This is a genomic window from Bacillus cereus group sp. BfR-BA-01441, assembly GCF_022663075.1.
GTDB classification, from domain to species: Bacteria; Bacillota; Bacilli; order Bacillales; family Bacillaceae_G; genus Bacillus_A; species Bacillus_A cereus.
Genome location: NZ_JAKUEU010000114.1, coordinates 1 through 12474 on the forward strand (window position 1 = coordinate 1; position 12474 = coordinate 12474).

Consider the following 12474-nt stretch of genomic DNA (forward strand, 5'->3'; position numbering starts at 1 on the left):
AATATATTAACGATTCGACAAAGAATATCGATTTACCGACAAAAAACGTCAATCCCTTTCTTATATATACGAAGAGGTTGCTCCAAACGGAACAACCTCTTTTTCTATTCCTGAACCGTCACAATAACCCCATCCATATTGTTCCCGGAAATTTCATACTGCTTGTTTGCTGGAACGTTCACTTTCATATTCTCAGAAACTTTATAATAAGAAACAGTATATTTCTTACCTTCGACTTCAGTTGAAATCTCTTTTTCCTCTTTTAAAAACTCTAAATATTCCTCTAGTGTGAAATTCTTTTTTTGCATAATTGCGCTATGAGGTAAGCCTACATAACGTATATGCCATGGCTCATATTGAATGCCTGTAATGTTACTTTTATTTTTCGGATAACGTAATACAAAGCCATGCTTCCATACGTTCTCTTCAATCCATTTTCCTTCAGGCGCTTTCTCCATTTTCTTTTGAGTAGACCCAATGTCCAGTGATAATCCTAAGTTATGTTCACTGTATCCTGCTGGAAGTGCATAATCAGATCCCATTTTTTCATATAGCTGTTTTTGCTCTTGGAAATCTCTATAGCCACTACTAATCAAAAAATGGTTAACACTTTCTTTTCCAGCCGCATCGACAACGTTCAAAAACTTTTTCACAACATCCTTTGATAAACGAAGATTTCTATCAAATATTACATAGCCTCTCACTAATTCAGTATTATGATTTACATTTATAATATCAGACCTAATACTATCTTTTTTTACTGGGTAATCCCTGTTAACTAATAATAAATCACCCTTATAAATTTGTTTCTTCGTAATCTCTTTCCCATCGGTGTTTGCCGCCTTTACTAGCTCATCTTTCCCGACAATTTTAACGTCGATTTCCTTTTGAAATAACGGTGATATATAAACGCCTACACATACTGTGCATACTATAAAAAAAGAAATAAATACCCACTTTTTCATTTCTAGTTCCTCCTTAACGTAACTTACGTATAGAATAGAAAAAACTATTAAAATAAAAAGTGGGGTAAAGTTTAAATTTTTATTAAATTGTTACATTCTCGTCTTTTGGCAATCGTACTTCAAATATCGTTCTAACTACATTGCTCTCAGCAGAAATCGTACCGTTATGTTGCTCGACAATATTTTTCGCAATAAATAGTCCAAGGCCTGTCCCGCCACGGTTCTCAGTTCTTGCTTTATCACCTGTATAGAACATATCAAAAAGATACGGTAAATCTTCTTCCGGGATGCTATCTCCGTAATTCATAATTTGTACGACAACTTCTCCATTATCAACATACCCATTCATATCAACAAATTGTCCATCATAGCCGTAACGAACGGCATTTGTTAACAAGTTTTCAAATACTCTAGCTAACAATTTTCCATCACCGTGCATCGGTAAATGAGGAGCCACATTCAATCTAGCTTCTAAATGATGTTTTTCTAATAACGGATACAATTCCTCCTCTAACTGTATAAGCAACTCACTTATATCAATCGGCTTTTTATCCAGCTTTAGCATGCCATAATTCATACGTGTAATTTCAAATAGCTCATCAATTAAACTTTCCAGTCTTTGCGATTTTGTATATGCAATTGTGGAGAAATGTTTAATTTGTTCTTTTGTTAAATTTTCATCTTTAAGAATTAAATCTAAATATCCTAACACGGATGTTAATGGTGTTCTTAAATCATGAGCTAAATTCACAACAAGCTGATCTTTACTACTTTCAGCAAAGTCTCCTCTTTCAACAGCTTCTTTTAACTTTTCACTTGCAACATTTATTTCACGCGCGATATTTCCAAACTCATCATTTGATGAAACTTGAACTTTATTCGTAAAGTTACCGTTCGCAAGATGATGAATCCCATTAGAAATTTCATCAAAGTATTTTAAATACGGTTTTGTCAAAAAGAAGAAAAAGATAATAGATAACGGAATAAAGAAAATTAAAAAGAAATTAATGTCTCCAAATTCCCTTACCATTGACCTAAATTGTGCTAAAGGCTCTTCGTAGCGAACCATCGTTTTATAATACAGCTGCAATCCTTTATAAATTATATAAGTTACAGTTGCTGCAAGTACCATACTTAACGCAAATAAGGCAATCATTTTAAATCGAAAACTTTTCATCATATTAGCCATTAAAAGTATAACCTACTCCCCACACTGTTTTTATTAATTTATCCTTTCTTTTATCTTCTCCAAGTTTCTTCCGCAACGTACGAATATGTACCATTACTGTATTTCCACCTTCATAATAATCGTCTGCCCATACGTGCTGAAAAATATTTTCTACATTGTACACTTTCTTCGGATGACTCGCTAATAAATATAAAATATCAAACTCTTTCGGCGTTAATTCAATTTGCTCACCATATACATCAACCGTCCTACGCTCGGGATTAATTACGACTCCGCCTAGTTCTAAAGCAGATTTACTCTCCGCTACTTTCGGTTGATTTAACGTAAAAAACCTACGCAGTTGTGCATTTACACGTGCAACTAATTCAATCGGTGTGAAAGGCTTCGTCATATAATCATCCGCGCCTAGTACAAGACCTGTCACCTTATCAAAGTCCGAAGTTTTCGCGCTTAAAAAAATAATCGGCATATGATGTTTCGTGCGAATTTGACGCGTCACCTCATACCCATCCATTTTCGGCATCATAATATCTAAAATTACCAAGTCGATTGGCTGCGTTTCAATAATATGAATTGCCTCTTCTCCATCAGCTGCTTTCACGACGTGGTACCCTTCTTTTTCTAAATGTATCTCAATTAAATCAGCAATTTCTGCCTCATCATCCGCTATTAAAATTGAAATGCGCTTCATTTTACTCCCCCTTTTTCATTCCATTTTTATACGCTCGATTGTAAACTAGTCTATCCAATTTGTACAATAAGAAATGGTTACCTACTAGAATAATCCCCATCAACTTAAGAGCATAAATTACTATGCAATTTTTATAAAAAGTTCGATCGTTTTGTTATCCATTATTTTGTTTAGTTCTCCGTCAATTAAGTATCTTTCTTCACATTATAATGACTATTAACCTATTATATTTGTGATACTATATAAAATAATATTATTAATACAATGGAGGTTTACAACATGAAAAATATAAGGAAATTTAAAGATTAGCATACGAAATAAACCCTAAAGGGTTTCATTTTTTGAATTAAGCCGCTTGATTATCAGACATGGTACAATTGTAAACGATACCTAATATATCAAAGACCGTTTTCTTCTCATATCGATGAGATTTCCGCCCGTTTTGCTGTAGAAGATTGAAAAGGCGAATTAGAACCTTTGATAACTTTTGGGTGTCTTTCTATATTAGGTAACTCTTTATACATATAGACATACTTTAATATTTTTTAAAAGTATTCTAAAAGCATTCCTGGTCTACTCTTCACAGGAAATGATAGTAATTTCTTATTTTTGGGAAATGGATGGTAACCCTTGTATATTTTCCTTCTTGTGATTGAATAGAAATATCATGTCCCAATTTCAAAACCATTTGTTTTACAAGGTACAGCCCCATCCCAGTAGATTTTGTATGTGTTCTTCCATTAGAACCTGTGAATCCTCTTTCGAACACACGATGTATATCTTCTTGCTTTATCCCAATGCCTGTATCTTGAATAAGCAATCGTTTTTCTTCATGATCCTCCTCAAAACGAAAAAAAATCTCTCCACCTTCATTTACATACTTTAAAGCATTTGCAGTGATTTGGTCTATGATAAATGCAAGCCATTTGCTATCACTTTGAACGAATTTCTGCACTTCCTCCATATGAAAGTGAATTCGTTTCGTGATAAAGATTTTGGCATATTTTTTTACACTTTGTTTAATGATTTGATTCAACTGTACATCTGTAATGAAATAGTCTTTAGAAAACGAGTCAATCCGTGAATAGTAAAGAGCCTGTTCCACATAATTATCAATTTTGTTCAGCTCATCTTCAAACTTATCTACGAGAAAATCTACTGTTTTTCCCGTACTGTTCTCAATGAGTAAATTACTTGCGGCAATTGGAAGCTTTACCTCGTGAACCCAGGACATAATAAAATCTTGGTGATCTACTTTCTCGTGAATCAACTTTTGAAGTTGCTTAGAATGATTGTCCCGTACTATTTTTATCATTTTGACATATAAAGCTTGTTCATAATTTTGTGGCTCAATCAATTCTATAGGAAAATCTTCCTTTTGATTCTCTATTAGATTATTTAACTCCAGGTAAAAAGATCTCCGATAATAATATCCAACAGTAATATACAGACTTACGGAAAGGAAACAAATAATGTGAGTATAGAACAGATTTTTAATCACGAGATTCTGACTATCATTTACAACCATAATTAATGAAACAAACAACATTAATATAAAGTACAGTATGAAAAAGAATCGTTTATCTTTTATATATTGAAAAAAACTCATAAAATGATATAACCATACCCTTTCTTAGTAGTAATGAATCCTTCCTTACCGAGGTCAGTAATTTTCTTGCGTATCCGTGTAATATTAACGGTTAAGGTGTTTTCGTCCACGAATCTTTCATCAGCCCAAAGACTGCGCATTATCTTTGTTCGGCTTACAACTGTTCCTTTATTTTGCATGAGAAGTTTTAAAATAATAAATTCATTTTTAGTTAGCGTAATGGCTTCATTCACATAAGAAACATTGTAGGTTTTAAGGTTGAGCACAACCCCATCATGCTCAATAACATTTAACTCTATGTCTTCTATATACGTATACGTTCTGCGCAAGAGCGCATTAATCTTTGCCATTAAAACATCAGTATGAAACGGTTTATTAATAAAATCATCTCCACCCATATTCATCGCCATTACCATATCCATTGGTGTATTACGAGATGAAAGAAAAATAATCGGCGCTTTTGAAGTTTCTCTCATTTTATTACACCAGTAAAATCCATCAAATGATGGTAAATTAATATCCATTAGTACAAGATGAGGACTATTGTTTAAAAATATTGATAATACTTGGTCAAAATCTTCTACCTTTACTGTAGTAAATCCCCATTTTTCTATTGTCTCTCCCAACATATCTCTAATCGTTTTTTCGTCTTCTACAATCATAATTTTCACGGTTATTCCTCCAAAATCTTATATTAAAGATAATTTACGTTGTATATTTACTTCCCATACTGCTGCATTAAATTACGATGGCATAATCTTCTATTTCACATTATAGTGGAAAAAATAAAGAAAAAAAGGAATATTTATTGTAAGGTGACAAAACTGTAAGGTTAACCTAAAAAACTGTAAGGTTATTGAAGGGTTACATCATATAGAATAAATCCTGTAAGAAAAAATAACGTCTTTAATGGAGGAATTATATATATGAAATCAATAGTAGACGCAAAACAAATCAAAAAAATGTATGGAACAAAAGGAAATACATTTACTGCATTACATGATATTGATTTAACTGTTCGCGAAGGTGAGTTTGTTGGAATTATGGGACCTTCAGGTGCCGGAAAGTCCACACTTTTAAATATTTTGGCGACCATAGATCAACCGACGTCCGGTGAGATTTTGATTGATGGGACGAGCATACTAAATATGAAAGAAGAACAATTATCTGCATTCAGGCGGGATAAACTCGGTTTCATTTTTCAAGATTATAATTTATTAGATACGTTAACAGTAAAAGATAATATTTTATTGCCACTTGCACTGGCAAAAATGGATGTACGAGAAATAGAAAACAGAGTTAATGAGATTTCAGAGCGTTTTGGTATTCGTTCTATTTTAGACAAATACCCGTATCAAATCTCAGGGGGACAGAAACAGCGTACAGCTGCTTCACGTGCAATGGTATCTAAACCCAGCTTAATATTAGCTGACGAGCCGACTGGTGCACTCGATTCAAAATCGGCAGCAGACTTATTGGAGAGCTTACAAAATTTAAGCCAAGAAGATAACGCAACCATCCTCATGGTAACACATGATGCTTTTGCAGCTAGCTATTGTAAACGCGTTTTATTTATTAAAGATGGTACGCTGTTTACCGAACTTGTAAAGGGGAATTCTTCCGGAAAAGATTTTTTCAAAAAGATATTAGATGTTTTGTCCATTCTTGGAGGTGGTACAAGTGACGTTATTTAGTTTAGCGAAAAAAAATATTAAAGGCAATTTAAACAACTACCTTCTCTACATTTTCTCTATGGTGATTAGTGTCGTGATTTGCTATACTTTCAACTCATTATTGTATACACCAGAAATTAAAAACGCCGTTAATAATATGGAAGGTACAATGTCACAAACCTCTTTCGTTTTAATAGGATTCGTAGCAGTTTTCATTGGATATTCTAATGCATTTTTCACGAAAAAACGTAAAAAAGAAGTAGGTCTATACTCCCTACTTGGCGTTAGAAAAAAAACCATCTCAAGAATGCTATTTTTTGAAAATGTAATTATCGGGGCTATCACTTTAATATGCGGGCTCGTATTAGGAATAATATTATCCAGATTGTTTATCATGTTACTCCTTAAACTCGTAGGTGCTCCAGTCGATGTGAATTTTAGTATTCCTATAGAAGCAATTATGAATACCACTATTACATTTACAGCCATTACAATTTTTACATCCCTTCAATCATATCTTTTAATTTATCGCTTTAAATTAATTGAATTATTCCAAGCAGAGAAAAGAGGGGAGAAAGTACCAAAAGCATCTATCGTCTCTGCCGTAGTTTCGATTATTTTACTCGTAAGTAGTTATTGGTTTATGTTTCACGGGGCAACAATGCTTGCTATGCCCCTTGTCACTATTGGAACATATTTATTATTTCGTTCTTTAACTGTGTATTTACTAAAGCGTGCACAAAAAAATAAACCGAACTACTATAAAGGGATTAACATCATTGGAACATCTCACTTGTTGTATCGTATAAAAGGAAATGCCCTTATGCTTACAATTATCGCATTACTAATTTCTGTAGCACTGCCATATCTTCAAGCGAGTTTCTCGGAATATTCTATCACTGAGAAAGATGCTCATGAAACAGCTCCTTTTAGCTATATTCATCTTTCAAAAGATGAAACATCTGACAATCAAATCAAACGGGTTATTTCAAAAGACAAAGATCATCCGATTACAGCGCAACTAGATATTCCGGTTATTCAAGTAAAAGGGAATACTTCAGCACCATTCCAAAATAAAAATGATCTATCTGTTAATTTGATTTCAGAAAGTGGATTTCATAAAATGAACAAAATTCTAAAATTAGGAGATATACCAAATCTTTCTGGTGAGCATGCTATTGCATTCCAACAATACATTAATCAACCAGCCACTGATTTTATTGATCATAAAGTCAATATTCAGTTACCTGCGGGAAATTATACTTTTAAGCTCAACAAGTTAGAAAAAAAAGCGATACGACTAACCTCTGGTTCTGAGCTCTTATACATTGTAATTGATAATGCAAAGTTTGACAGTGTAGCAAAACAAATCAGTCCAATCACATATAAAGCTTATAAAGTAGCGAATGAAAAAACAACAAAGGAAACATCTGAAATAGTAATTACGCTAGCAGGGAACGATACTCATATGCGTACGTTCTATAAAGAGTATAAAAAAATAAAGGCACTTACGGGGATGAAAATCTTTGTAGTTAGCTCTTTAGCATTAGTTTTACTAGTTGCAACAGGAAGTGTTATATACTTCAAACAGCTAACAGAAGCACATTCAGATAAAAATCGTTATGAGATTTTACGAAAAATTGGTGTAAATAAAAAAGAAGTACGGACTACCATAGCAAAACAAACATTATTTATATTTCTCTTTCCGCTAATTATTGGGATACTAAATGCAGCCATGTTAACAATGTCAGTATCCTTACAATATAGTACGGACATACAGCAAGATGTCATTTCATTTATTTATGCTATGACAACGTATGGTGTAATCTACCTTGTTTACTACATTTTAACCATTAATTCATATAATAGAATTGTGAATAAATAAACATGAACCACCTCTCGAATATCGAGAGGTGGTTTAATATATTTAACAAAACAAGATGCATAGTGAACTGTGAGCTAATTAACATGTTTCAAAAATATGCCTTAACGTACATTTATCTTTTTTAATGTGATGATCCCATGCCTATCAACTTAAGAAAAGTAAACATCTCAAAAACAAAAAATGAACTGATTTCCCAAAATTACTAACTATAGAGAAATAAACTTTTCGTTTAGAGGGTACTTAAAAACCTTAGCTTGATAGCGATGTGGCTATGCCCCATAAGAATATCATTTTCTTGATTTTATGTTAGTGAATAAAGTTTCATCAGCACTTCAACAAGGAATATCGACTTACCGACAATGAACGACAAAATCCTCTCGCTATTTGCGGGCATCCTAATGAAACTTCCATTTACCGCTCAAACACAATCCTCTGCTTCGTAATTTCCGCCAATCTTCCGCGATCTACTTCATACTCAGCATCAACGCTTTGCGGCACCATCACTTTCCCGCCCTCAAGCGTCACTTCCGGCGAAATAATATCCTGCTCCCAATGTCTACTAGAAGCAGATATATCTCCTGGAATCGTAAAGTTAGGCAATGACGCAAGCGCAACATTTTGCGCTCGTGAAATCCCCATTTCTACCATACCACCGCACCAAACGGGTACGTTATGCTCCATACAATAATTATGGATCTGAACCGATTCTGTTAATCCGCCCACTCGCCCTGGTTTAATGTTCACAATTTGGCAGCTGCCAAGCGTAATCGCAACGCGTGCATCTTCTAAACTATGAATACTTTCATCTAAACAAATCGGCGTTTCAATTTTCTTTTGCAATTCCGCGTGATCAAGAAAATCGTAATCCGCTAACGGTTGTTCAATCATCATTAATTGGAATTCATCTAGTCGTTTCAGCCTCTCCGTATCCCCTAATGTATATGCTGAATTTGCATCAGCCATTAACGGGATATGCGGAAACTCTTTACGAATTTCTTTCAATAACTCATAATCATGCTCTGGCTTTATTTTCACTTTAAAACGCTCGTATCCTTCTTCTGCGTACTTCTCAATTTGTTTTAACATAACCGGAATCGTATTGATCCCAATTACAACGCCGACTTCAATTTCGTGACTAGTTCCGCCAAGTAATGTCGCTAACGATTTCTTTTGACGCTTCGCATATAAATCCCAAACAGCCCCTTCAATTCCGGCCTTTGCCATTCGGTTTCTTTTTATATGCTGGAACAAGCTCGGTACCTCATTCGGGTGAGAAATTTCAGCTTTTAATAAATCAGGTAATAAAAAATCCTGAAGTACATGCAGCGCTGTCTTCACCGTTTCTTCCGTATACCACGGTTCAGAAAACGCAACGACTTCGCCAAATCCAATGTACCCTTCTTCATCTTCTAATTCAATGACGATACTCTCACGCTTTTCGTAGGTCCCGTAGCTTGCAGCAAACGGGATTACGAGTGGCATTTCCGTTATATACAGTGTCGCTTTTTTTATTTCCACCTACATCTCCTCCACTAATTGTCTTAGCTCTCGTCTTAACAATTTTTTCGAAGCGTTACGTGGTAATTCCTCTAAGAAACATGCTTTCTTCGGCACTTTATATTTCGCTAATTTCTCCTCGCAAAAGTGAAGAATTTCTTCTTCTGTTACCGCCCCGCTTTTCACAACAAAAGCAGCTGGTACTTGTCCCCATTTATCGTCAGCCATGCCGACAACGCCAGCTTCCGCTACTGCCGGATGGGAGAGTAACACTTCTTCAATTTGAGCTGGGTATATATTCTCTCCGCCAGAAATAATTAAATCACTGCGGCGATCTAATACGTATAAAAACCCTTCTTCGTCTAAATAACCGAGGTCGCCAGTATGAAGCCATCCGTTTTGAATAGTCTCTCGCGTCGCATCTTCACGGTTAAAGTAACCGCCTGTTACGTTCGGTCCTTTTACTACGATCTCGCCTTCTACTAACGGCGGTACTACTACGCCATCTTTTTCAATACGAAGTTGGCACTGAAATAGTGGTTTTCCAGCTGATCCTACTTTCGTTAACATGTAATCTGCGGATAACGTACAAATTTGCGAAGATGTTTCTGTCATACCGTACGTTTGATATACAGGAATTCCTTTTTCTACACATGCTTCTAATAGTGGTTTTGGCGCTGGTCCTCCGCCAAGTAACATGCATCGTAAAGAAGATGGATATGTCTCTGCCCCAAGTCGCTCTAATAAATCAGTTAACATTTTAGAAACGACAGAAATAATTGTTACTCCTCTCGTTTGAAGTGCTTTATGAATAAAATCAGCATCATATTTCGGAACAAGTAAAATACGCATGCCGTACATAATGTTTTTCATTAAAAGAGATAGCCCGCCAACATGGAACATCGGCATGCAGGCTAACCAACAATCATCATCACGAAGTCCTAAATTAAACGACGAACCGACTGCGCTTGCCCAATGATTGCCGTACGTTAAAATAACGCCTTTCGGTTTGCCTGTCGTCCCAGACGTATAAATAATTGTCATCGCTTCTTCTAAAGAAAACTCTTCTTGTATAGAGGCTTCCTCTTTTGGTCCATTCATCACTTCGGCGAATGAATAAACAGGAACATCTTTAGCATCAAAATCTTGATCCGTTACTAAACAAACAACTTCAGCATCATCCATTTGCCAAAGTAGCTCTTCTCTTGAAAGACGCGTATTTAAAAGCACAGCTACTGCACCTACATAAGATAGGGCGTGAATAACTGTAATCATCTCCATACCATTTTTCATCAGAACAGCCACCTTTTGCCCTCGCTCCACTCCAACATGCGTGAGGTGTTCACAAACAGATACTACTTTTTCATGCAGCTGCACAAAAGTAACTTTCTCTTCCTCTATTTCAATTGCAGTGCGATCTGGTGTTAAAAATGCACGTTGCATTAACCAATTTGGCATCGTCTTCATCATTCATTCTCCTTTCATGAAAGAAAGAGACTTGATATGATATCAAGTCTCTTAGTTGTTTTGTTTCCGGTTTGGTCTTATCCAGCTACAGCAGCTAGAATGCTCGGTGGCTTCACTTCTTCCTACGAGGCAAAAAGCGCCTCTACGTCAGAAGCTCCATCCCCCTCACATTCTGAACGAGCTGCTTTCGCTTTTGGTTTCATCCAGCTACAGCGGCTAGAACAGTCGGTCGTTTCACGCCTTCCTACGAGGCAAAAAGCGCCTCTACGTCAGGAGTTCCAACGCCCTCTTGTCCTAAGCAAGCCGCTTCCGCTTTTGGTTTGATCACGGGAAACGAGGGAATTGACCGAAGTCCGGACTGCGTTTTTCTTTGAATGCGTCGCGACCTTCTTTTGCTTCGTCAGTTGTGTAGTACAATAACGTTGCATCTCCAGCTAGTTGTTGAATACCAGCTAGACCGTCTGTGTCTGCGTTGAATGCAGCTTTTAGGAAACGAAGTGCCATTGGGCTGTTTGCTAAAATTTCTTGTGCCCATTGTACTGTTTCTGCTTCAAGCTCTTCTAATGGTACTACAGTGTTTACTAAGCCCATATCAAGTGCTTCTTGAGCGTTGTATTGACGGCATAGGTACCAAATTTCGCGAGCTTTCTTGTGGCCTACCATACGAGCTAAGTAACCAGCTCCGTATCCACCGTCAAAGCTTCCTACTTTAGGACCTGTTTGTCCGAATACAGCGTTGTCTGCAGCGATTGTTAAGTCACATACGATATGAAGTACGTGTCCACCACCGATTGCATAACCTGCTACCATTGCGATAACTGGTTTAGGAATTGCGCGAATTAGACGTTGTAAGTCTAATACGTTTAGACGTGGGATTTGGTCGTCACCTACATATCCGCCATGACCGCGAACTTTTTGGTCGCCGCCAGAACAGAATGCACGTCCACCTTCACCTGTTAAAATGATAACGCCAACATTTGCATCATCACGAGCTTGTGCAAAAGCGTCGATTAACTCCATTACCGTTTTTGGACGGAATGCGTTATGTACTTCAGGACGGTTAATCGAAATTTTTGCGATACCATTGTATGTTGAATAAATAATATCTTCGTAATTGCCTTCTTTTACCCATTCAATAGCCATTACAACTACCTCCTTGTATATTTCTGATTTCACCTATAAGCGTGGCTTCCTTCTTGCTGAAAAAAGTATCACTGCATAGTTTTTAGAAATCCCTTTACTATTGTATCAAACTTTTCCGGTTGTTCCACATGAATTGCATGGCCAGCACCATGAATTTTGACAAATTTCGCATCAGACACGCATTTTTCGATGTTTTTTAATATGCGGAAGAACTTTTCATCATATTCTCCGTTCATTAAAAGAACAGGTATTTTTAAGTTTTTCAGCTCATCCCACCATGAAGGCTGAGCCCCAGTTCCCATGCCCCGCAAGCTATTTGCGAGCCCTTTTGGGTTGTTAGCAAGTCGTTCTTTTC

The 12474-nt window shown here is 36.2% G+C and carries 10 protein-coding genes and 2 pseudogenes; 2 read left to right on the forward strand and 10 right to left on the reverse strand.

The annotated features are described in order from the left end of the window. Positions 1-104: 104 nt before the first annotated feature. The 6 genes and pseudogenes from MR107_RS27075 to MR107_RS27100 form a co-directional block, all read right to left on the reverse strand. The gene (locus MR107_RS27075) at positions 105-965 is read right to left on the reverse strand and encodes a M15 family metallopeptidase (protein ID WP_242292937.1); all 861 of its coding nucleotides are present in this window, start codon (positions 963-965) and stop codon (positions 105-107) included. Between the two features lie 82 nt (positions 966-1047). Then, complete coding sequence (locus tag MR107_RS27080; RefSeq protein ID WP_000002598.1) at positions 1048-2154, reverse strand: sensor histidine kinase; 1107 nt, start codon at positions 2152-2154, stop codon at positions 1048-1050. Then, a complete protein-coding gene (locus MR107_RS27085) occupies positions 2147-2845 on the reverse strand; it encodes a response regulator transcription factor (protein ID WP_000822489.1) in 699 nt (232 codons plus the stop codon). The genes MR107_RS27080 and MR107_RS27085 overlap by 8 nt, the downstream gene beginning before the upstream one ends. Before the next feature lie 346 nt (positions 2846-3191). After that, a pseudogene (locus MR107_RS27090) lies at positions 3192-3344 on the reverse strand (IS4 family transposase); the annotation flags it as partial. 81 nt (positions 3345-3425) lie between these two features. After that, entirely contained in the window at positions 3426-4454 is a 1029-nt protein-coding gene (locus MR107_RS27095) for a sensor histidine kinase (RefSeq protein ID WP_053563468.1), read from the reverse strand. Next, on the reverse strand, positions 4451-5125 hold the full coding sequence (locus tag MR107_RS27100; RefSeq protein WP_053563467.1) for a response regulator transcription factor: 675 nt from the start codon (positions 5123-5125) through the stop codon (positions 4451-4453). The genes MR107_RS27095 and MR107_RS27100 overlap by 4 nt, the downstream gene beginning before the upstream one ends. A gap of 255 nt (positions 5126-5380) precedes the next feature. On the opposite strand from MR107_RS27100, the gene MR107_RS27105 reads away from it, so the two are divergent. Both MR107_RS27105 and MR107_RS27110 read left to right on the forward strand, forming a co-directional pair. Continuing rightward, the gene (locus tag MR107_RS27105) at positions 5381-6148 is read left to right on the forward strand and encodes an ABC transporter ATP-binding protein (protein WP_053563466.1); all 768 of its coding nucleotides are present in this window, start codon (positions 5381-5383) and stop codon (positions 6146-6148) included. Then, positions 6135-8012 (forward strand): FtsX-like permease family protein, encoded by a 1878-nt coding sequence (locus MR107_RS27110; protein WP_242292938.1) that lies wholly within the window; start codon positions 6135-6137, stop codon positions 8010-8012. The genes MR107_RS27105 and MR107_RS27110 overlap by 14 nt, the downstream gene beginning before the upstream one ends. A gap of 411 nt (positions 8013-8423) precedes the next feature. Here MR107_RS27110 and menC read toward each other — a convergent pair whose 3' ends face one another. From menC to MR107_RS27130, 4 genes and pseudogenes are all read right to left on the reverse strand, one after another. Next, on the reverse strand, positions 8424-9530 hold the full coding sequence (menC, locus tag MR107_RS27115) for an o-succinylbenzoate synthase (protein ID WP_242292939.1): 1107 nt from the start codon (positions 9528-9530) through the stop codon (positions 8424-8426). Next, positions 9531-10976, reverse strand: coding sequence for an o-succinylbenzoate--CoA ligase (locus MR107_RS27120; protein WP_242292940.1), 1446 nt, complete (start codon positions 10974-10976; stop codon positions 9531-9533). A gap of 324 nt (positions 10977-11300) precedes the next feature. Then, positions 11301-12119: a 1,4-dihydroxy-2-naphthoyl-CoA synthase gene (menB, locus tag MR107_RS27125; protein WP_000963881.1), complete on the reverse strand. Its 819-nt coding sequence runs from the start codon at positions 12117-12119 to the stop codon at positions 11301-11303. 68 nt (positions 12120-12187) lie between these two features. Next, positions 12188-12474, reverse strand: a pseudogene (locus MR107_RS27130) (2-succinyl-6-hydroxy-2,4-cyclohexadiene-1-carboxylate synthase); the annotation flags it as partial.

Bases quoted from the DNA above. Each gene is read 5' to 3' on its own strand.
- MR107_RS27080 (WP_000002598.1), bottom strand. From the start codon at position 2,154: ATGGCTAATATGATGAAAAGTTTTCGATTTAAAATGATTGCCTTATTT.
- MR107_RS27085 (WP_000822489.1), bottom strand. From the start codon at position 2,845: ATGAAGCGCATTTCAATTTTAATAGCGGATGATGAGGCAGAAATTGCT.
- MR107_RS27120 (WP_242292940.1), bottom strand. From the start codon at position 10,976: ATGAAGACGATGCCAAATTGGTTAATGCAACGTGCATTTTTAACACCA.
- MR107_RS27075 (WP_242292937.1), bottom strand. From the start codon at position 965: ATGAAAAAGTGGGTATTTATTTCTTTTTTTATAGTATGCACAGTATGT.
- MR107_RS27105 (WP_053563466.1), top strand. From the start codon at position 5,381: ATGAAATCAATAGTAGACGCAAAACAAATCAAAAAAATGTATGGAACA.
- MR107_RS27095 (WP_053563468.1), bottom strand. From the start codon at position 4,454: ATGAGTTTTTTTCAATATATAAAAGATAAACGATTCTTTTTCATACTG.
- menB (WP_000963881.1), bottom strand. From the start codon at position 12,119: ATGGCTATTGAATGGGTAAAAGAAGGCAATTACGAAGATATTATTTAT.